This window comes from Bordetella holmesii, assembly GCF_020735985.1.
GTDB lineage: Bacteria > Pseudomonadota > Gammaproteobacteria > Burkholderiales > Burkholderiaceae_B > Bordetella > Bordetella holmesii.
Genome location: NZ_CP085973.1, coordinates 3600431 through 3620864, shown reverse-complemented (window position 1 = coordinate 3620864; position 20434 = coordinate 3600431). Strand labels below are relative to the sequence as shown.

The window sequence follows — 20434 nt, the reverse complement described above, 5'->3', positions numbered from 1 at the left end:
CGCCCTGGAGATCTCACTATGCTTACTGTCAAGAATCTCGAAGCGGGCTACGGCAAGGTCAAGGTGCTGCATGGCATCAGCCTGGATGTTCCCAAAGCCAAGGTGGTGACGCTGATAGGCTCCAATGGAGCGGGGAAAACCACCACCATGCGCGCCCTATCGGGCATGATCCGGCCAACCGCAGGCGAGATCACCCTCGAGGGACGCTCCATCGCCGGCCAGGAGTCCTTTCGCATCGCACGCCTGGGCCTGGCGCATTCGCCCGAGGGCCGGCGCGTCTTTCCCACGCTGTCCGTGACCGACAATCTGTTGCTGGGCGCGTTTCCGCGCCTGACCGGCAGCCGCCCGCGCGGCGATGTGCAGGCCGATCTGGGACGGGCAATGGATTTGTTTCCTCGCCTGAAAGAGCGCCGCGATCAATTGGCCGGCACACTATCCGGTGGCGAACAGCAAATGCTGGCCATGGCGCGCGCCATCATGCTCAATCCGCAACTCGTCCTTCTGGACGAGCCATCCATGGGACTGGCGCCGATTCTGGTCGAAGAAGTGTTTCGCATCATCGCGCGCCTGAAGGAGCAGGGCGTGACCATGCTGCTGGTCGAGCAGTTCGCCGCCGCCGCGCTCAATGTGGCCGACTATGGGTACGTGCTCGAAAATGGCCGCATCTCGGTGCACGGACCCGCCGACCAGCTCAAACATGACCCGGCGGTGGTGGCCGCCTATCTGGGTGGCGGGCACTGACGCGGTTCAGCTACCCGGGCGGCGCCGATCCTGGCGCCGCCCGGGTCTTACTCTTCATCGACGGCCGCGGCATCCGCACCATAGCGCTTCAAGCCATCCAGATCCATCACGCGCACCGCGCCATACTCTACTTTCAGCAGTCCTGCCTCTTCGAGTTTTCCGAGGGCCTGATTGGCGCGCTGCCGTGAGACGCGCGCCAGATAGCCGACCTCTTCCTGCGTGATGGCCAGGCGCATGCCCATGCCGGGGTACAACAAAGGGTTGAACAGTTCGGCCAGGCAGCGGGCCACCCGGGCGTCCGGATCCAGCAACCTGTCGTGTTCGGCCTTGCCGATGAACTGCGCCACGCGCTCATTGAGTTGGTGCAGCAGATAACGATTGAAGGGGATGCTGGTGTCAAGCAGCCAGTCGAAGGTCGCCGCGGGCAAGCGCGCCACCACCGAGTCACGCAATGCCACCACATCGTATTTGCGAACCTCGCGTTTGAGCAGGGAACCCTCGCCTATCCAGCCCCCGGCTGGCACCCCGGTCAACGAGGCGACCTTGCCCTCGGCATTGCCTACCGATACTTTCACCAAGCCGGAAAGCACCCCTATCCACGCCTGGGCGAGTTGGCCTTTGCGCTCTATGATCGTTCCCGCAATCGCGTGCTGCACGGATATGTCGCGTTCGACGCGCACGCGCTGTTCGCTTTCGAGCACGCGAAACCAGGCTGCGGCAAGGTGTAGCGAATCGGCTAGCTGCATCGGGAATACCCTAAATAAACCGTGAATGTCGCGATGGTGACAGTTGAAGGCGACCCAACCTTATACCTTAAGTCCTGCCGTAAATCTAAAACGAACTGGTCAAGCGCACGCCGGGATATCTAGCTCATAACGCTAGCCGTGCTCGCCCAAACCGGAGGAGACAACGTGGCACATCCCCAGCCCCCGGCGCGCCCGGCGGCAGCGCAGACCTTCCCCGCGCTTCTGCTCGAACACGCCAGTGTGCGCCCATCGCGCCCGGCCATCCGCGAAAAAGATCTGGGCATCTGGCAGACCCTGAGCTGGGCCGAGGTGGCCGAGCGCGTGCGTCTGCTGGCCCATGGCCTGGCCGCATTGGGCATCGGCCCTGGCATGCATATCGCCGTCATCGGTGAGAACCGGTCCCGGTTGTACATCGCCATGATGGCCGCGCAGACACTGGGCGCGATCCCGGTACCGCTATACCAGGACGCAGTGGCCCAGGAAATGGTCTACGTGCTGCAGGATGCGCAGATCCGCGTCGTGGTTGTGGAGGACCAGGAACAGGTCGACAAGATGCTGGAAGTGCGCGCGCAATGCCCGGCACTGCGCACCGTGGTCTATGACGATCCGCGCGGCATGCGTCACTACCACGATGACCTGCTGCAATCCTATGAAGCGCTCGAAGACGTCGGTCGCCAGCACGCCCAGGAACATCCCGAGTTCTATCTGCAGGCCGCGCACGCCGTGCAGCCCCACGACACGGTGGCCATGTTCTATACATCAGGAACGACGGGCAAGCCCAAGGGCGTAGTGTTGACTCATCACGCTCTGATCGACCGGGCCCAGGCCGTGGCGCGGATGGAAAACCTGACCGACCAGGAAGATGTTCTGGCTTATCTGCCACCCGCATGGATAGGCCAGAACATGTTCTCCTATACCCAGCTTCTGGTGTCCGGTTTCACTGTCAACCATCCGGAATCACCGGATACGGTGTCCATCGATATGCGCGATATCGGACCTACGTATTACTTCGCTCCGCCGCGCGTCCTCGAAGGTCTGTTGACGCACGTGATGATCCGCATGGAAGACGCCGGCCTGGTCAAGCGAAAACTGTTTGGCGCCTGCATGAACTTGGCTCGCCAGGTCGGCGCACGCATCCTCGATGGTGAGTCGGTATCGGTGTGGGACAGGCTGCGCTACCGACTCGGCGATCTGCTCATCTACGGCCCGTTACGCAATGCCCTGGGCATGAACCGTGTACGTGTGGCTTACACGGCAGGTGAAGCCATCGGACCAGATCTCTTCGTCTTCTATCGATCCATCGGCATCAATCTCAAGCAACTGTATGGTTCCACCGAGACCTCCGTCTTTGTGTGCGTGCAGCCCGATGGGCAAGTACGTGACGACACCGTAGGCCCTCCTGTCGAAGGCGTACAGATCCGGGTGGCCGACAACGGCGAGGTCCTCGTCAAAAGCCCGGGGCTGTTCAAGGAGTACTACCGCAACCCGGCCGCTACCGAAGAGGCCCGCGACGCCGAGGGCTGGTTTCGCACCGGCGACGCCGGCTATCTGGATGGCGACGGGCAGCTGAAAATCATCGATCGCGCAAAGGATGTCGGCAAACTTGCCGATGGCAGCCTCTTTGCCCCCAAGTACATCGAGAACAAGCTCAAGTTCTTCCCGCACATCAAGGAAGCCGTAGCCTTCGGAGCCGATCGCGAGCACGCATGTGCCTTTATCAACATCGACCTGGAAGCCGTTGGGAATTGGGCCGAACGGCGCGGTCTGGCGTATGCCGGTTATACCGATCTGGCCGGCAAGGATGAAGTCTATGCCCTGATCCGCGAGTGCCTGGAGAAAGTCAATGCCGACCTGGCCGCCGACCCGCGGCTGGCAGCCTCGCAGATTCATCGCTTTCTCATCCTGCACAAGGAGCTGGATCCGGACGACGATGAGCTCACGCGGACCCGCAAGGTTCGTCGCGCGTTCATCGCCCAAAAGTATGGCGTGCTGATCGATGCGCTCTACAGCGACAAGGACCGCCAGTTCATTGAAACCGAGGTCAAGTTCGAAGACGGCCGCAGCGGCAAGATTTCCGCCGACCTGCGCATCAGTCCAGCGACGACCTATCCTGCCATCACCGCCAAGGCCGCTTGATCATGAGCACCACTACCCGCGACCAGCAGATAGGCGACGTCTTGCTGAACATGCAGAACATCTCGCTTTCATTCGGCGGCGTCAAGGCGCTCACGGACATCTCTTTTGACGTGCGAGAGCACGAGGTACGCGCCATCATCGGGCCGAATGGCGCCGGTAAGAGCTCTATGCTCAACGTGATCAACGGTGTCTACACACCCCAGCAGGGCAGCATAACGTTGCGCGGCGAACGCTTCTCTCGCATGAACCCGCGCCGCGCCGCCGAGATGGGCATTGCACGGACGTTTCAGAATCTCGCGCTCTTCAAGGGCATGAGCGTGCTGGATAACATCATGGCCGGTCGCAACCTGCGCATGAAATGCGGCCTGTTATCCCAGGCGCTGCGGCTTGGGCCTGCCGAACGCGAAGAGATCGAGCACAGAAAGTTCGTCGAGAACATCATCGATTTTCTGGAGATCCAGGCCTATCGCAAGGTACCCGTGGGCCGCCTGCCCTATGGTTTGCAGAAGCCAGTGGACCTGGGCCGTGCGCTGGCCATGGAGCCGCGCCTGCTCCTGCTCGACGAGCCCATGGCAGGCATGAATATCGGAGAGAAGCAGGACATGAGCCGCTTCATCCTCGATGTCAACGATGAATTCGGCACCACCATCGTTCTGATCGAACATGACATGGGCGTGGTGATGGATATTTCCGATCGGGTGGTCGTCCTGGACTACGGCAAGAAGATCGGTGATGGCACACCCGAGCAAGTGCGGGGTAATCCTGATGTGATCCGCGCCTATCTCGGCGTGGATCACGGCTCAACGGACGGGATACGACATGGGATTCTTTCTCGAAACCTTTCTGGGCGGACTGATGAGCGGCATGATGTATTCGCTCATCGGCCTGGGCTTTGTGCTCATCTTCAAAGCATCGGGCGTCTTCAACTTCGCCCAGGGCGCCATGGTCCTGGTGGCTGCGCTATCGATGGTGCGATTTTCCGAGTGGCTGCCGCGCTGGCTGGGCTTTGACAACCTCTTGCTGGCCAATGTGCTGGCCTTCATCGTCAGCGCCGCCATCATGTTCTTGCTGGCCGTGGTGATCGAGCGTTTCGTGCTGCGACACCTCGTCAACCAAGACCTGACCACCTTGCTCATGGCCACGCTTGGCATCAGCTATTTTCTCGACGGTCTCGGACAGATCACGTTTGGCAGTTCGGTCTACTCCATCAATGTAGGCATGCCCAAGGAGCCGTGGCTCGTACTGGACTCGGTCTTCGAAGGAGGCGTGCTGATCAATCTCGAAGATCTGACTGCCGCGCTCATCGCCGCGCTGCTGGTGGCGGCCCTGGCGTTGTTTTTCCAGTTCACCTCCACCGGCCGGGCACTGCGCGCGGTCGCCGATGATCACCAGGCCGCGCAATCCATCGGCATTCCGCTCAACCGCATCTGGGTGATCGTCTGGAGTGTGGCCGGCCTGGTGGCGCTGGTGGCCGGCATCATCTGGGGGTCGAAATTCGGCGTGCAGTTCACACTGTCGACGGCCGCCTTACGTGCCTTGCCCGTTGTCATCCTGGGCGGGTTGACTTCGGTTCCGGGCGCCATTCTGGGCGGCTTGATCATCGGTGTGGGTGAAAAATTGTCGGAGGTCTATCTGGGCTCGCTGGTCGGCGGAGGCATAGAAATCTGGTTCGCCTACGTGTTGGCATTGGTCTTCCTGCTGTTCCGTCCGCAAGGATTGTTCGGCGAAAAAATCATCGACCGGGTCTAGCACCCTAGCTTGGAGACATCATGTTCTACCGCGAAAACGGCCAGTTCAAGACCAGCTATCGCGCCGATCAGCAGATATTCCCCATTCGGCAGGACCGTATCTTCTTCGGGCTGCTGATGGCCGTCGCCTTCGTGGCGGTACCGCTGCTGGTCAGCGACTATCTGATGCGCGCCATCCTGATCCCCTTTCTCATCCTCGCCTTGGCAGCAGTCGGCCTGAACATCCTGGTGGGTTACTGCGGCCAGATCTCCCTGGGCACAGGGGCCTTCATGGCCGTAGGCGCCTACGCCGCCTGGAACATCGGCGTGCGCTTTCCCGGTTCCCCGCTGCTGTTGCAGATTCTGATCGGCGGCGGCTTTGCCACACTGGTGGGCGTGATTTTCGGCATCCCCAGCCTGCGCATCCGGGGCCTTTACCTGGCCGTGGCCACGCTGGCGGCGCAGTTCTTCGTGGACTGGGCATTCCTGCGGATTCCCTTTTTCACCAACTACTCGGCCTCGGGAAGCGTCTCCGTGCCGCCGCTGACAGTTTTTGGGATGCCTGTACAAAGCGCGCTGCAGAAATACCTCTTCGTACTCATATTGGTCGTGGTGTTCACACTTTTGGCCAAGAATCTCGTGCGTGGCGCCATCGGCCGCCAATGGATGGCCATCCGCGACATGGACGTGGCCGCCGCGGTCATTGGCATACGGCCCATGTACGCCAAACTGTCGGCCTTCGCGGTCAGTTCCTTCATCGTCGGTGTGGCCGGCGCGCTCTGGGGATACATCCATCTGGGTTCCTGGGAGCCTCTGGCCTTCGACCTGGGCCGTTCCTTCCAGTTGCTGTTCATGATCATCATCGGCGGGCTTGGCTCGATTCTGGGCAGCTTCTTCGGAGCGGCCTTCATCGTGCTCGTACCCGTGGCGTTGACCAACATCCCTCATATTCTTGGCCTGTCACTGTCAGTGGATACGGCAGCACACGTCGAGCACATGGTGTTCGGCGCGCTGATCGTGTTCTTCCTGATTGCCGAACCCCACGGCCTGGCGCGCCTGTGGAGCATAGGCAAGGAGAAACTTCGCATCTGGCCGTTCCCGCATTGAAATGGCGCGGGCCCAACGGGCCCGCGCTCTCAACAACCCGGCTGCAGACCGGGCCAACCCCGGTGTTCGATAGCAAGCACCACGCAGGAGGTAATGGAGATGAAGCGTCTTAACCTGAAATTGGCCGCGGCGTTGATGGCCGCAACCGGCGCGCTGAGCGCCATCGCAACGCCGGCGGCGGCCGCCGAGGAACAATTCGTGCCGCTGCTGGTTTATCGCACGAGCTCGTTCGCACCACTGGGCATTCCATGGGCCGACGGCAAACTGGACTACCTCAAGCTGATCAACGAACGCGACGGCGGCGTCAACGGTGTGAAGATCGCCTACGAAGAGTGCGAAACTGCCTATGCCACCGATCGTGGCGTGGAGTGTTATGAACGGCTGAAGAACAAAGGCACGGGTGCCTCGGGCTTTGATTCTCAGTCCACCGGTATTACCTTCGCCGTGACGGACAAGGCCATGGTGGATAAGGTGCCGGTCGAGACCGTGGGCTATGGGCTGTCGCAATCGGTCGATGGCAGCGTCTTCGAATGGAACTTCCCACTGCTGGGTACGTACTGGACGGCCGCCGATGTGATGATCCAGGACATCGCCAAGAAAGAGGGCGGCATGGACAAGCTCAAGGGCAAGAAGATTGCCCTGGTCTATCACGACTCGCCCTATGGCAAGGAGCCGATCTCGGTATTGCAGAAACGCGCTGCCAAGGAAGGCTTTGAACTGCTGCTCTACCCGGTCACCGCTCCCGGCGTGGAACAGAAATCCACCTGGTTGCAGATCCGCCAGCAGCGCCCGGCCTACGTGTTGCTCTGGAGCGCGGGCATCATGACGCCGACTGCCATCCGCGAAGCGCAGGCAAGCGGCTATCCCCGCGACAAGATGTATGCCATCTGGTGGGCCGGTTCAGAGGGCGACGTCAAGGATCTTGGCGATGTCGCCAAAGGCTATAACGCCATCACGATTCACAACAGCGCCGGCAGCGGCAAGGTCTACGACGATCTCAAGAAATACGTCTACGACAAGGGCCAGGGTGCCGACAAATCCGGCAACACCACCCTGGGGACCATCGCCCACACACGCGGCATGATCATTTCCATGTTGCAAGTCGAGGCCATCCGCGCTGCGCAGGAGAAGTTCGGCAAAGGCAAGGCACTTACCCCCGAGCAGGTGCGTTGGGGCTTCGAGCATCTCAACCTTACCCAGGATCGCCTGAACGAGCTCGGTTTCGGTGAGATCATGCGTCCGGTCAAGACCAGCTGCAGCAACCATATGGGCGATGATTGGGCCCGTATCGTGCAGTGGGACGGCAAGAAGTTCAACGTCGTCTCCGACTGGTACCAGGCTGACAAGACGGTGGTCGACCCGTTGGTAAAGGAAGCCGCTGCCAAGTACGCGCAGGAAAAGAAGATCACGCCACGTAAGTGCGAGGACTGATAGGCACCGGCCGCCAGCGCCGGCTGGCGGCCTTTCTTATCCTGCAGGAACAGCCATGACTGTCGCTTCCCCCACTCCGCCTTCCAAGGTGCTGCTCGATGTCAACGGCATCGAGGTCATCTACAACCACGTCATCCTGGTGCTCAAGGGCGTGTCCCTGCGCGTGCCAGAAGGCAAGATCGTGGCTTTGCTGGGCGCCAATGGCGCGGGCAAAACCACGACGTTGCGTGCCGTCTCCAATCTGCTCAAGGGCGAGCGCGGCGACGTCACCAAGGGCTACATCCAGTATCGCGACGAACGCATCGAGCGGCTCTCGCCCGCGGAGCTGGTCAAGCGCGGCGTGGTGCAGGTCATGGAGGGCCGGCATTGCTTTGCCCACCTGACCATCGAAGAAAACCTTTTGACCGGGGCCTATACACGCGAGCTTTCCCGAGGCGACATTAGCATCGCGCTTGAGCGCGTCTACCAGTATTTTCCGCGACTCAAGCAGCGACGCGGCAGCCAGGCCGGCTACACCTCCGGCGGCGAGCAGCAGATGACCGCCATCGGGCGCGCGCTGATGGCCAGCCCCAACATGATTCTTCTGGACGAGCCCTCGATGGGCCTGGCTCCGCAGATCGTCGAAGAAATCTTCGAGATCGTCCGCGACCTGAACCAGCGCGAAGGCGTCAGTTTCCTGCTTGCCGAACAGAACACCAATATTGCGCTGCGCTATGCCGATTACGGCTACATCCTGGAGAACGGTCGAGTGATGATGGATGGCGCGGCCAGCGACCTGGCGCAGAACGAAGACGTCAAGGAGTTCTACCTCGGCATCTCCAGCGGAGAGCGCAAAAGTTTCCGCGACCAGAAGTTCTATCGCCGCCGCAAGCGTTGGCTGGCCTGATCCGATCCCCTACAGCAAGGGTGCCAACCCATGTCTCAGTTTTTCGATACCCTGGAAACCCGCGACCCGGTCGCACGTGAGCGCGCCTTGATGCAGGCCCTGCCCGGTGCGATTGCGCATGCCCAGGCGCGGGCACCGGCCATCTCCGCCCAACTCAAAGGCGTCGATGCCGCAGGCATCGACAGTCGTCAGGCCCTGGCCTGCCTGTGCTGCGCAAGCACGAACTGTTGGAACTGCAGCAGCAGGCCAGGACAAGCGATGCGCCAGACGGCCCGAGCAAGGCCCTGGGCGGCTTTGCCGCGGTCGGCTGGGGCCAGGCGGTACGGGTGTTTGCCTCGCCCGGGCCGATCTATGAGCCCGAAACGGCCCGCCCGGACTACTGGCGCTTTGCGCGCGCCCTGTATGCCGCGGGTTTTCGTGCCGGCGAACTGGCGTACAACTGCTTTTCGTATCACTTCACACCAGCCGGCTCCATGATGGAGACGGCGGCTCATGCTGTGGGCTGCACGGTGTTTCCCGGCGGCACCGGGCAGACGGAGCAGCAGGTCCACGCGATCCGCGACCTGGCGCCGTCGGGCTACACCGGCACGCCCAGTTTTCTGAAGATCATTCTTGAGAAGGCTGACGAACTTGGCCTGCCACTGACCTCGCTCAAGCGGGCCCTGGTCTCGGGCGAAGCGTTTCCGCCTTCACTGCGTGACTGGCTGGCTGCCCGCGGCATCGCCGGCTATCAGGCCTATGGCAGCGCGGATTTGGGCATGATTGCGTTCGAAACCAGCGCGCGCGACGGCCTGGTGCTGGGCGAAGACCTGATCCTGGAGATCGTGCGTCCTGGCACGGGAGAGCCCGTGCCGGATGGCGAAGTGGGAGAAGTGGTCATCACCACGCTGAACCCGGACTACCCGCTGGTGCGTTTCGGGACAGGAGACCTTTCGGCGGTTTTGCCGGGCCCGTCTCCCTGCGGACGCAGCAACACCCGCATCCGCGGCTGGCTTGGGCGCGCCGACCAGACCACCAAGGTTCGCGGTATGTTTGTGCATCCTTCGCAGGTGGCCGAAGTCCTGCGCCGCCATCCTGAAGTGGGCCGGGCGCGTCTGGTGATATCTGGAACCACCGGTGCTGAACACATGGTGCTGCATGTCGAGGCCGCCACCCTGGGCACCGATGCAGCATCTCGGCTGGCCACCTCGGTGCGCGACATCACCAAGCTGCGGGCGGACATCGTACGCGCCGAGCCCGCAGGGCTGCCCAACGACGGCAAAGTCATCGACGATCTGCGCACGTATGAATGACAACTGCCTTCGCGCTGGCCGCTTGCCACGGCTGATGTCATCGATGGCGTTCTGAAGTAGGCTTTTGCCAGAACGAAAAGGCTCCCATGCCCACCACCATCGCCAGCCCGAACGTGAGCGCCTCGTCATAACCCTGGGAGGCGGTCAGCACGGCCGTGACAGGGCTCAGGCCCGCCAGCTCCCAACCCAGTCCGAAGATCACCGCGCCGGACACTAGCCGGGTGTCGATCTTCCAGGCAGTGGGCCATTGCAACGGGGCGCCAAGGGTGATCGTTTTCCCCCGGCGCTTCAGGCGTCTGTAAAAGCGGCGCGGTCACGCCAATCGCCGCCGCGAAGACCAGGACCAGGGAGGGATCCCATTGCCCGCCGATATCCAGAAAGGCCAGCACTTTGGCCGGGTCCGTCATCCCGGACAGCGTCAGCCCCAGGCCCATTAGCAGTCCGCAGACCAGCGCAAACACCAGATGCATATCAGCTCCCTGACAGATGACGCACGGCGGCGACCACCGCCATGGCCGTCACCGTGAAAATCAGCACCGAAGCCACGGACCTCGGTGCGCCGCTCGCCAGCCCGCAAACGCCGTGCCCCGTGGTGCAGCCTGACCCCAGCCGGGTGCCGAACCCGACCAGCAAACCTGCCAGAATGAGCGCTGGTGTGCTGGAGATAAATCGGGACGCCGGCACATCAGCAAAGATACCGTAGAGCCACGGCGACAGCACAAGCCCGGCAATGAAAGCGACGCGCTAGGCCGAGCCGGCAGCCGGCGGCACCAGCGCACCCAATATGCCGCTGACGCCTGCGATACGACCCAGCGTAGCCATCAGCAAGGCGGCAGCCGCGCCGATCAGCACCCCGCCGGCCAGCGCAGTGCCGGGAGTAAAGGATTGCCATGCAATGCTCATTGCGCACGCTCCAGGGACCGGCTGCAGTACAGGCCGGAAAGGGTTTGCATGACCTGTCGGCCTTCAAGGCTGGCCATGCTGTAGTAAATATATTTACCTGCGCGCCGCGTGCCTACCAGGCCTTCATCGCGCAGTACCGCCAATTGCTGAGACAGCGTGGGTTGCCGGATGCCGGTGAGCGCTTCGAGCTGCCCGACGTTGCGTTCGCCCTCGACCAGTTGGCACAGCAGCAGCAGGCGGTCGGTATTGGCCAGCGCCTTCAACAGCGCACAGCAATGAGCCGCCGTGGCGCGCAGCGCCGGCAGATCGACATCGATGACAGAAGCAGGCATGGGCTGCGAGGTCCGGAACATTAATATATGTTTTTATAGAATATCATTGAGTAGATTAGTTGTCGGGAGCCGCCATGCAACCCCAAGCCTTCTTTGATTCCACCACAGGCACCATCAGCTATGTCGTGCACGATGGGCGCGTGTGCGCGATCATCGATCCGGTTCTGGACTATGACCCGAAGTCCGGGCGCACGTCTACCGCTGGCGCCGATGCCATCATGGCCTTCATCCAGACGCAGGGCCTGCAGTGCCAGTGGATCCTCGAGACACACGCTCACGCAGACCACCTGTCCGCGGCACGCTATCTGCAGCATCACATGGGCGGAAAGCTGGCGATCGGCCGCTCCATACAGCAGGTGCAGGCCGCCTTCAAACCTATCTTCAATCTGGATCTGCCCGCCGACGGCAGTCAGTTCGACCATCTGTTCCAGCCCGACGAAACCTTTGCCATCGGCAGCCTGCAGGCCCGCGCGCTGCACGTACCCGGACACACCCCAGCCGACATGGCCTATCAGATCGGCGATGCCGTATTTGTGGGCGATACGCTTTTCATGCCCGATGTGGGCACGGCCCGCTGCGACTTTCCGGGTGGCGATGCCGCCTTGCTCTACCGGTCCATCCGCCGGTTGTTGGCGCTGCCGCCGGCCACCCGCCTGTTCATGTGCCATGACTATCCTCCGGATGGACGAGTCGCGGCCTGGGAAACCACGGTCGCCGCGCAGCGCGCCACCAATATCCATGTGCACGACGGAGTGGCCGAAGCTGACTTCGTCGCCATGCGGCAAAAACGTGACGCGACCTTGCCGATGCCAACCCTGATCCTGCCAGCCATCCAGGTGAATATTCGAGCCGGCGCACTGCCCGATCCTGATGACAATGGCACCCGCTACCTGAAAATCCCGCTCAACCGCCTTTAGTAAGCGCTTGCGCAGGCAGGCAATATCCCGCAACATCGACCGGTCGATAGTCAGACCGGAGCCGGAAATATGTTCATGGAAGCGCAGGCCGACCCAGTCCTTGCCAAAGAGGATTACAAGGCACGCGAACACCAGTTACGAACGGCCTTGCTCAAAGCGCAATATGACCGGCTCAACCGTGCCGATCGCAGCTTGTTGATCGTGGTCGCCGGCATCGATGGCGCGGGCAAAGGGCAGACCATCAATCTGCTCAACGACTGAATGGACCCGCGCCATATCCACACTCTGGCGTTCGGCGAGCCCGATGACGTCGAGGCCGAGTTCCCGCCCTACTGGCGCTACTGGAACGCCATGCCCGCCAAAGGCGAGACCGGTATCGTCTTCGGATCCTGGTATGTCCGCCTTTTGCGTGAGTGCTATCGAAAAAAGGCGCGGCCTGAACGCGTAGAAGCGCTGGCCGCGCAGATACGCCGTTTCGAAGGCATGCTCACTACCGAAGGTGTGCAGATCGTCAAGCTCTGGTATCACCTGTCGGCCAAGGCGCAGACCGAGCGGATCAAGCGCTTGAAATCCAGCCCGGAAACCTCCTGGCAGGTTTCGCCCGACGATTACCGCGTAGCCAAGAAATACGATCGCATCTGCGACGCCGCCCACATTGCCCTGGCCCATACCGACGTCGATCACGCCCCCTGGGTCGTCATTCCCAGTGCCGATGATCACCTGCGCGTGGTACGCACTACCGAAACCGTGCTGGCCACCATGAAACGGCGCGCGATTCCCCTGGTTGCGCATGCCGGCCTCGATCGCCCCCGTCTCGGGCCGGTCGCCAACCGGTTGGCCGATCTCGATTACGACGCGCACGAAGACAAGCACGACTACGACAGCGAGCTGGGCCTGCTGCAAGGACGGCTGGCGCGTGCCGTGCGCAGCGAGAAATTCCGCGAACGTTCGCTCATCCTGGCTTTCGAGGGCCAGGATGCTGCCGGCAAAGGCGGCGCCATCCAACGTGTCGTGCAAGCGCTCGATGCCCGACAATACGACATCACGCCCATCGCCGCGCCCCTGCCCCATGAATTGGCTCGCCCGTATCTGTGGCGGTTTTGGCGCCACGTGCCCCGCCAGAACCGCATCGCCCTCTTCGACCGAAGCTGGTATGGCCGGGTCTTAGTCGAGCGAGTGGAGAAACTCACTCCGCCCGGGCTGTGGCGCCGCGCCTATGCCGAGATCAATGATTTCGAGCGCCAGCTCACCGACAACGGCGCCATCCTGATCAAGTTCTGGATGGCCATCACCGAAGATGTGCAGCTCGCGCGATTCAAAGAACGCGAGAAAACACCTTTCAAGCGCTACAAGATTACGCCCGACGATTGGCGCAACCGAAAAAAATGGCAGGAGTATGCGCAAGCCACCAACGAGATGCTGGCGCGCACAGATCTGCCGCACGCCCCTTGGTACGCTATTCCCGCCAATGACAAACGTTATGCGCGCCTGCAAGTGTTGCGTCACATCGTCGAGACGCTCGAGCAGCACGTCTAGCTGTGAACTGTCAATAGGTTGTATTCGTCCAGGTTGAGTCTGGAGATGGGTACAGCGCGCCCGATGCCTTGGTGGGGTCGATGCCAGTTGTAGTGGTGTAGCCAGGATTTCATGGCATCGGCTCGGTGTTGGGAGTTCTGGTAGGTGTGAGCGTAAGCCCACTCACGCAAGGCCGACTGGATGAAGCGTTCGGCCTTGCCATTGGTCTGTGGGCGGTAAGGTCGGGTAAAGCGGTGCTTGATGCCCAGCTCATGGCACAGCGCGGCGAAGGCGCGGCTGCGAAAGGCCGAGCCATTGTCGGTGAGCAAGCGCTGGATGGTCACGCCCAGGCGCTGGTAGTAGGCCACTGCGTCCTTGAGGAACTGGACGGCGCTGGGGAAGCGCTCGTCGGGGTGGATGTCGGTGAAGGCCACGCGGGCGTGGTCATCGATGGCCACGAAGACGAAGTCCCAGCCGGCCCCCTCAACGGTATCGCGTCGGTTGCCCGTGACCCGGTGGCCAGGGCGCTGGATACGTCCCAGCTTCTTGATGTCGATGTGCAGCAGATCGCCGGGGGCCTGATGCTCGTAGCGCACCACCGGCTCGGCCGGCTCCAGGTCGGCCAGGTGCGACAGACCGGCGCGGGCCAGGACGCGGCTGACGGTGCTGGCTGACACGCCCAGCGCCTGGGCGATGCGCGCTTGGGTCAGCCGCTTGCGGCGCAGCTCCACGATAGCCAGCGCCTTGGCCGGCGCAATCGCTCGGGGCGAGACCGTCGGGCGCGAGGACGCATCGGCCAAGCCCGCCTGGCCCTGAGCCAGAAAGCGGCCCAGCCATTTGCGCACAGTCGGCGCGGTGACCCCATAGGCGCGGGCCGCTTCAGGCACACAAACTTGATGGGCGATCAATTGCTGGACCATTTCGAGGCGACGTAGGAAGGTCAATCGGGCATGCTTATGGGTGTTCATCCGGCCGGGCTCCTTGAGTGAACTGGGGGGTTGGCGATTTCCAGTTTCTCAAATCCGGTTCGGATGAACCATGCATACAACCTATTGAATCTTCACATCTAGCCTTCTTTACGGCCCCTCATTGAAAGAGATACCCCATGACCGCTCTTGATATCCGTCCCGTCTCCGAAGCCGATTTCGACGTCTGGCTGCCATTGTGGAAGGGCTACCAGGCCTTCTATAACGTGACCATCGACGACGCGGTGACCCGCCTGACCTGGGAACGCTTTCTGGACGCCGGCCAGCCCATGCACGCCGCACTCGCCTACCTGCAAGGTCGAGCCGTCGGCATGGTGCACTGGATTTACCATCGCTCCACGTGGACGGCAGGCGACTATGTCTATCTGCAGGATCTTTTCGTGGCGCAAGACGTGCGCGGCACGGGCGCCGGACGCGCACTGATCGAACATGTCTATCGTGATGCCGAGGCGCACAACGCCGCGCGCGTCTATTGGCTCACGCATGAAACCAATCACACCGCCATACAGCTCTACGACCGCATCGCGGACCGTCCCGGTTTCATTCAGTATCGCAAGGTGATGGCTTGAGCGCGCGCGACCCCCAATGTCCGTTATGCCAGAGCACTGGCGGCGAACTGCTCTGGCAAGGCCAGCACCTGCGTATCATCGACGCGCAGGAGGCAGACTATCCCGGCTTTACCCGCGTCGTCTGGAACGCCCATCTGCCTGAAATGACCAGCCTGTCCACGCATGGCCGCGATCTGATCATGCGCGCTGTCTACGCCATCGAGCAGGCACAGCGCGACACGCTGCACCCGGACAAGGTCAATCTCGCCGCGCTGGGCAACATGGTGCCCCACCTGCATTGGCACGTCATCCCGCGCTGGCACGAGGACCGACACTTTCCCAGCCCCATATGGGCGCCGCCGCGGTTCGCCGCCGGCCAGGAGCCCGCCGAGTTTTTCACTCGGCAACAGGACTTGCAGGCGCGCTTACATCGTTACCGGGACCGCGTAACCGAAGTCATGAACGCCTTGCTCTGGCACTGAGGCCGCGCACGCTCAGTAAACCCTTCCCATTTGAAACGGCACCTCAACTCGCCCTAATCGTTCAGCTAAAATTCAACCCGTTATCCGCTGAGCCAAAGGCGGCCCCTGCAGGCCGCCTTTTTCATTTGAAGCGAACGCCGTGCCGCATTTCCAGCTACGTCCCAAATCTTTTCTGCACGCTTTCTTTGCTTCCGAAGCGCTGGGCGGCTACCTCCTCATGCTGGCGGCGCTGCTGGCGCTGGGGGTGGCCAACTCGGCCTGGGCCGGAAGTTATTTTTCCTGGCTGAGCACCAAACTGGGTGTGCACGTCGGGCCGGTCATGCTGCGCGAGACGGTGCAACACTGGATCAACGACGGCCTGATGGCGGTTTTCTTTCTGCTGGTGGGCCTGGAGATCAAACGCGAGGTGCTCGACGGCCAACTCCGCGGGGCCGCGCGCATCGTCCTGCCTGGCGTGGCCGCCGCCGGGGGCATGCTGGTCCCCGCGCTCATCTATCTGGCCGTCAACGCGGCCAATCCGCAGGGGCTGCGCGGGTGGGCGATACCCGCGGCTACCGACATCGCGTTTGCGCTTGGCATCCTGGCCCTGCTGGGCAGCCGTGTACCGACCTCGCTCAAAGTCTTCCTGACGGCGCTGGCCATCCTGGACGACCTGGGAGCCATCCTCATCATTGCCTTCTTCTACACCGCCCAGCTCAACGCCTTCGCGCTGGCAATGGCAGGCTCCCTGGTACTGTGTCTGATCATTCTCAATCGACTGGGCGTCCTGGCGCTCGTTCCCTATCTCGCGCTGGGCGTGCTGCTGTGGTTTTTCGTCCTGAAATCCGGGGTACACGCCACACTGGCAGGCGTGGCGCTGGCGCTGACCATCCCCTTGCGCCGCCACGGAGCCCCCTCCCCGCTGCATAAGCTTGAACACCGCCTGCATCATCCCGTCGCGCTGCTCATCGTTCCCATCTTCGGGTTTGCCAATGCAGGCGTATCCTTCCAGGGGCTGGGGCTCGACGCCCTGACCGCGCCCGTACCGCTGGGCATCGCGGCAGGGCTGTTCCTGGGCAAGCAATTAGGGGTCTTCGGGTTTTCCTGGCTGGCCATCCGACTGGGCATTGCCAGCCTGCCGCGCCAGGCCAACTATCGGCAACTCTACGGGGTGGCCCTGCTGTGCGGCATCGGCTTTACCATGAGCCTGTTCATCGGTGCATTGGCTTTTGACAGCCAGGTCACGATAGACGCGACAAAGCTTGGCGTGCTGACAGGCACGCTGTGCTCGGCGATTGCGGGCTATCTGCTGCTGCGGTCAAACAGCCCCAGCGCGTCAGGCCAGCCCCGCCATTAAGCGGCGCGCGGCTGCGCGGGCCTCGACCATGCTATTGACGACCACAAACGGGAAATCAAACGCCCGCGTCATTTTTTCAGCCTGCTTGCACGCGCGCTCGTAGCCCGAGATATCCGGTTTGACCGCGATATATCCACGGCTGGCCTGCCGAATCCTGGGCATATTTTCAGTCTGCCACTGCACCATCTTCTTGCGGTCGTCGTGAGAGATCGGCGTGCCCAGGTCCTGCGTCACGAGCACGAAGGGCTCGGGGCTCGACACCAGTTGCTCCATCTCCTTGATCCATATCTGCGCATAGCCGGCAGGCGCGCCGAAATGCCTTGTCAGCACCAACGGAAACTGCGAAAGATCATGGTATTGAAAAAGATCGGGATTCATTCGAATACACCTTTGATTACCTTGCGGCACTGCGTGCAGCGGCCATAGAGGGCGAGGCTGTAGCTTTGCAGTGCAAAGCCATGGCGTTGCGCAATGCGTCTGGCCTGATCGGCAATCGTCGCGTTGCTGACTTCGGCCACCGTGCCGCATCCCGTACACACCAGATGATCATGCTGGCCTTTGGCAGCGAGTTCGAAAACGCTGGTCTGTGCATCGAACTGATTCCGCGCCAGCAAGCCCGCATGCGCCAACTGGCCCAACACCCGATACACCGTGGCCAATCCGATATCGACCTGCTCGCCCAGCAATTGCCGATACACGTCCGCGGCACTCATATGACGCTCCGGATACCGCTGAAACATATCCAGAATCTTCAGGCGCGGATACGTCGCCTTCATGCCCGTACGATGCAGTGGTGTCTGGTCCATCTGATTCTCCCGCGAAAGCCAAGACAATGAGAATGATGTACATTTTCATCAACGAGCACTAACGAAAAGCCGTCAACAACTTGCGCAAAACCGCCAACCTGCCGTTGCCCTCCGATCCCCGCTGATTGCTCGAGTCCCACCATGTCCTGAGCGAACGTCAGCCCCAAGGCATGGAGGTGCTGCCACACATCCCATATCGATGGGATGTTTCTACTGGTGCAGGAAGGCCAGATGGTGATGCACAGCGGTGGCGCATTCAGCTCGATGACGCCCGGCCAACTGGCCTGGATACCACCAGGCATGCAGTTGCAGGCACGCTGGTTCGGACGCGCGCGCGGCACCGCCATGTTCGTGCGCGCCCATGCCTGCGCCACCCTGCCATCGACCTCGTGCAGTTGGCGGGCCACGCCCCTGGTCGAGGCGCTATATCTGCGCCTGACACAGGGCACCGCCCTGGCCAACAGCCGTGCGCACCGCCTCTTCGACGTCATGACCGCCGAATTGGCGCTGGTCGACGCCGAAGGGCTCTCGCTGCCTCTCCCACATGACGAACGCCTGCTGGCCCTGGCCTATGCGCTGCTGGCCGCTCCCGACGATGGGCGAGGCATCGATGCCTGGGCCCGCGAGTGCAACATGTCAGAGCGCACGCTCATGCGCCGGTTCCGAGCCGAAACCGGCGTGACACTGGGCCAATGGCGCGTGCAGGCCAGAATGTTGCGCGCGCTGGAGTTGCTTTCCCAGGGGGAAGCCGTCACGCAGGTGGCTCTGGCCGTGGGCTACGAAAGCACCAGCGCTTTCATTGGCATTTTTCGCGAGCAATTCGGCGTTACCCCCAGCCGTTATGGGGCCAACGCCTGATGCAAAGAACGCCGGGCATGGCTATGCTCTCGCTCCACACTCCAAGGAGAGCATCATCGCTATAGGCATTCTGGCCGCGCTGGCCGACGAAATCCGCGATCTCATCGACGCCATGGCCCCCGGCGCCCAAGTGCATCGCATCGGTATGCGCGACTACCACCAAGGTGTACTGCACGGCCACGAATGCGTCATTGCGCTCACCCGCGTGGGCAAGGTGGCGGCGGCGGCCACTACGGCGACCTTGCTGCAACGCTTCAGGATCGGCCAAGTCATTTTCACCGGGGTGGCCGGCGGGATTCATTCAGGGGTCCGCGTGGGCGATGTCGTCATCGGTGCCCAGGCACTGCAGCACGACATGGACGCACGCCCGCTCTTTCCCCGCTACGAGGTGCCCTTGCTGGGCGTGACGCGCTTGCACGCCGACGGCCAGCTCAGTCGCCGACTGGCCGAGTGCGCCGAACACTTCGTGCAAGGACGCGGCAGCCGCGTGCATTGCGGCCTGGTCGCCACCGGCGATCGTTTCGTCGGCGATGCTGTCACCGGCGCCGACCTGCGAGCCAGTTTGCCGGACGCCCTCTGCGTGGAGATGGAGGGTGCGGCCGTGGCCCAGGTCTGCCATGAGTTCGGCGTTCCCTGGGCGCTGCTGCGTACCATCTCCGACCATGCGGACTCGCAAGCGGACATCGATTTCCTGCAGTTTCTGCGCGACGTCGCCAGCGTCTATTCGGCCGGCATCCTGCGCCGCTATCTGCAAACCTGGCCGCTGGCGGCCTGAGGCTTGTGCAACAATCGCCGTCATGGCTATCGACAATCGCTTGCTTGCCCACACTCTGGCCGCCCAGGTGGCCGATCTGCCCACCGAGTGGACCCGGGCCCTGGCTCCGCCCCGCGTCGCGCTGGCGCTGGAGAACATCATCGGGCATGTGGAGTCACGGCTGGCAGAAGGCGCCACCGTCTATCCCGCCACCCCACTGCGTGCTTTGGGCTGCCTGCAGCCATCGGCGGTGCGCGTGGTGATACTGGGCCAGGACCCTTATCATGGCCCGGGCCAGGCGCAGGGTCTGGCCTTCTCGGTGCCCGATGACTGCAAATGCCCGCCCAGCCTGCGCAATATGTTCAAGGAAATCGGGCGCGACTATGCCCTGTCCGGCACTCCAGGCCATGATCTGAGTCCCTGGGTCGAGCAGGGAGTGTTGCTTTTAAACACGTCGTTGACCGTCGAGGACGGCCAACCCGGATCGCACGCGAAAAAGGGCTGGGAAACGGTGACCGACGCCCTCTTTACTCGCGTGGCGCAGGATCCGGTTCCCAAGGCCTTTCTCCTATGGGGCGCCCATGCCCAGGCCAAGGCGGCGTTGATGCCCCCAGGCCACCCCCATCTGGTGCTCACGGCCAATCACCCTTCGCCCTTGTCGGCGACGCGACCGCCCGCGCCGTTCATCGGTTGCGGACACTTCCGCCTGACCAACGAATGGCTGGAAAAACACGGTCAAACCCTGATTGACTGGACCCGAACTTTCAAAAAAAACCCCCGCCAGGCGGAATTTCGGTTATGATCGCCGCACTGCACCAATAGATTCGGCATTTTTCCTCGCCTTTAGGCGCTATGCAGTCGATGCCCGTAACGGGCCCCATGCCGAACTTCATCGATTCCTGACCTCTTTCCTTTCGCCCCGCAGGCCCTT

19 protein-coding genes and 5 pseudogenes are annotated in these 20434 nt (G+C 62.2%); 16 read left to right on the top strand and 8 right to left on the bottom strand.

Annotated features, from left to right (window positions below):
• Positions 1-18: 18 nt before the first annotated feature.
• Complete coding sequence (locus LK440_RS17460; protein ID WP_005016861.1) at positions 19-741, top strand: ABC transporter ATP-binding protein; 723 nt, start codon at positions 19-21, stop codon at positions 739-741.
• A gap of 47 nt (positions 742-788) precedes the next feature.
• On the opposite strand, the gene LK440_RS17455 is transcribed toward LK440_RS17460, so the two are convergent.
• Positions 789-1487 (bottom strand): Crp/Fnr family transcriptional regulator, encoded by a 699-nt coding sequence (locus LK440_RS17455; protein ID WP_005016863.1) that lies wholly within the window; start codon positions 1485-1487, stop codon positions 789-791.
• Between the two features lie 165 nt (positions 1488-1652).
• Here LK440_RS17455 and LK440_RS17450 point away from each other — a divergent pair, with 165 nt between their 5' ends.
• The 7 genes and pseudogenes from LK440_RS17450 (at position 1653) to LK440_RS17420 (ending at position 10066) form a co-directional block, all read left to right on the top strand.
• Complete coding sequence (locus LK440_RS17450) at positions 1653-3623, top strand: AMP-dependent synthetase/ligase (protein WP_017685764.1); 1971 nt, start codon at positions 1653-1655, stop codon at positions 3621-3623.
• 2 nt (positions 3624-3625) lie between these two features.
• A pseudogene (locus LK440_RS17445) lies at positions 3626-4420 on the top strand (ABC transporter ATP-binding protein); the annotation flags it as partial.
• A 22-nt stretch (positions 4421-4442) separates the two neighbouring features.
• Positions 4443-5372 (top strand): branched-chain amino acid ABC transporter permease, encoded by a 930-nt coding sequence (locus tag LK440_RS17440; protein WP_005016870.1) that lies wholly within the window; start codon positions 4443-4445, stop codon positions 5370-5372.
• Between the two features lie 20 nt (positions 5373-5392).
• Positions 5393-6457 (top strand): branched-chain amino acid ABC transporter permease, encoded by a 1065-nt coding sequence (locus LK440_RS17435; protein WP_005016871.1) that lies wholly within the window; start codon positions 5393-5395, stop codon positions 6455-6457.
• Between the two features lie 93 nt (positions 6458-6550).
• Positions 6551-7888: an ABC transporter substrate-binding protein gene (locus tag LK440_RS17430; RefSeq protein ID WP_025341258.1), complete on the top strand. Its 1338-nt coding sequence runs from the start codon at positions 6551-6553 to the stop codon at positions 7886-7888.
• Between the two features lie 55 nt (positions 7889-7943).
• On the top strand, positions 7944-8774 hold the full coding sequence (locus LK440_RS17425) for an ABC transporter ATP-binding protein (protein WP_005016873.1): 831 nt from the start codon (positions 7944-7946) through the stop codon (positions 8772-8774).
• A gap of 30 nt (positions 8775-8804) precedes the next feature.
• A pseudogene (locus LK440_RS17420) lies at positions 8805-10066 on the top strand (phenylacetate--CoA ligase family protein).
• Positions 10067-10103: 37 nt separating this feature from the next.
• On the opposite strand, the gene LK440_RS18010 reads toward LK440_RS17420, so the two are convergent.
• From LK440_RS18010 to LK440_RS17405, 4 genes and pseudogenes are all read right to left on the bottom strand, one after another.
• Positions 10104-10319 (bottom strand): DUF6691 family protein, encoded by a 216-nt coding sequence (locus LK440_RS18010; RefSeq protein ID WP_005016884.1) that lies wholly within the window; start codon positions 10317-10319, stop codon positions 10104-10106.
• A 115-nt stretch (positions 10320-10434) separates the two neighbouring features.
• Positions 10435-10500, bottom strand: a pseudogene (locus LK440_RS18005) (DUF6691 family protein); the annotation flags it as partial.
• A gap of 37 nt (positions 10501-10537) precedes the next feature.
• A pseudogene (locus LK440_RS17410) lies at positions 10538-10969 on the bottom strand (YeeE/YedE family protein).
• On the bottom strand, positions 10966-11301 hold the full coding sequence (locus tag LK440_RS17405) for an ArsR/SmtB family transcription factor (RefSeq protein WP_025341259.1): 336 nt from the start codon (positions 11299-11301) through the stop codon (positions 10966-10968). The pseudogene LK440_RS17410 and the gene LK440_RS17405 overlap by 4 nt, the downstream one beginning before the upstream one ends.
• A 74-nt stretch (positions 11302-11375) precedes the next feature.
• On the opposite strand from LK440_RS17405, the gene LK440_RS17400 reads away from it, so the two are divergent.
• Complete coding sequence (locus LK440_RS17400; RefSeq protein WP_005016887.1) at positions 11376-12218, top strand: MBL fold metallo-hydrolase; 843 nt, start codon at positions 11376-11378, stop codon at positions 12216-12218.
• A 69-nt stretch (positions 12219-12287) separates the two neighbouring features.
• Positions 12288-13754 (top strand): annotated as a pseudogene (pap, locus tag LK440_RS17395) (polyphosphate:AMP phosphotransferase).
• Here pap and LK440_RS17390 read toward each other — a convergent pair.
• Positions 13751-14701 carry an IS481-like element IS481 family transposase gene (locus tag LK440_RS17390; RefSeq protein ID WP_005012067.1) on the bottom strand — a complete coding sequence of 317 codons (951 nt, stop codon included), beginning with the start codon at positions 14699-14701 and terminating at the stop codon, positions 13751-13753. The pseudogene pap and the gene LK440_RS17390 overlap by 4 nt on opposite strands.
• A 137-nt stretch (positions 14702-14838) precedes the next feature.
• Here LK440_RS17390 and LK440_RS17385 point away from each other — a divergent pair, with 137 nt between their 5' ends.
• The 3 genes from LK440_RS17385 (at position 14839) to nhaA (ending at position 17085) form a co-directional block, all read left to right on the top strand.
• Positions 14839-15288: a GNAT family N-acetyltransferase gene (locus LK440_RS17385; RefSeq protein ID WP_005016888.1), complete on the top strand. Its 450-nt coding sequence runs from the start codon at positions 14839-14841 to the stop codon at positions 15286-15288.
• Positions 15285-15749 (top strand): HIT family protein, encoded by a 465-nt coding sequence (locus LK440_RS17380; protein WP_005016890.1) that lies wholly within the window; start codon positions 15285-15287, stop codon positions 15747-15749. The genes LK440_RS17385 and LK440_RS17380 overlap by 4 nt, the downstream gene beginning before the upstream one ends.
• A 139-nt stretch (positions 15750-15888) precedes the next feature.
• On the top strand, positions 15889-17085 hold the full coding sequence (gene nhaA, locus LK440_RS17375; protein ID WP_005016893.1) for a Na+/H+ antiporter NhaA: 1197 nt from the start codon (positions 15889-15891) through the stop codon (positions 17083-17085).
• Here nhaA and LK440_RS17370 read toward each other — a convergent pair.
• Together LK440_RS17370 and LK440_RS17365 are read right to left on the bottom strand one after the other, a co-directional pair.
• Entirely contained in the window at positions 17065-17463 is a 399-nt protein-coding gene (locus tag LK440_RS17370) for a hypothetical protein (protein ID WP_005016896.1), read from the bottom strand. The genes nhaA and LK440_RS17370 overlap by 21 nt on opposite strands.
• Positions 17460-17891 carry a transcriptional repressor gene (locus LK440_RS17365; RefSeq protein ID WP_005016899.1) on the bottom strand — a complete coding sequence of 144 codons (432 nt, stop codon included), beginning with the start codon at positions 17889-17891 and terminating at the stop codon, positions 17460-17462. Before LK440_RS17365 ends, LK440_RS17370 begins: the two co-directional genes overlap by 4 nt.
• A gap of 204 nt (positions 17892-18095) precedes the next feature.
• Here LK440_RS17365 and LK440_RS17360 point away from each other — a divergent pair, with 204 nt between their 5' ends.
• Genes LK440_RS17360 through LK440_RS17350 form a run of 3 tightly spaced genes read left to right on the top strand, consistent with a single transcriptional unit; the run spans position 18096 to position 20305 of the window.
• Positions 18096-18749: a helix-turn-helix transcriptional regulator gene (locus LK440_RS17360; RefSeq protein WP_005016901.1), complete on the top strand. Its 654-nt coding sequence runs from the start codon at positions 18096-18098 to the stop codon at positions 18747-18749.
• Entirely contained in the window at positions 18733-19524 is a 792-nt protein-coding gene (locus tag LK440_RS17355; protein ID WP_005016903.1) for a 5'-methylthioadenosine/adenosylhomocysteine nucleosidase, read from the top strand. Before LK440_RS17360 ends, LK440_RS17355 begins: the two co-directional genes overlap by 17 nt.
• 22 nt (positions 19525-19546) lie before the next feature.
• Complete coding sequence (locus LK440_RS17350) at positions 19547-20305, top strand: uracil-DNA glycosylase (protein ID WP_005016904.1); 759 nt, start codon at positions 19547-19549, stop codon at positions 20303-20305.
• Positions 20306-20434: the final 129 nt, after the last annotated feature.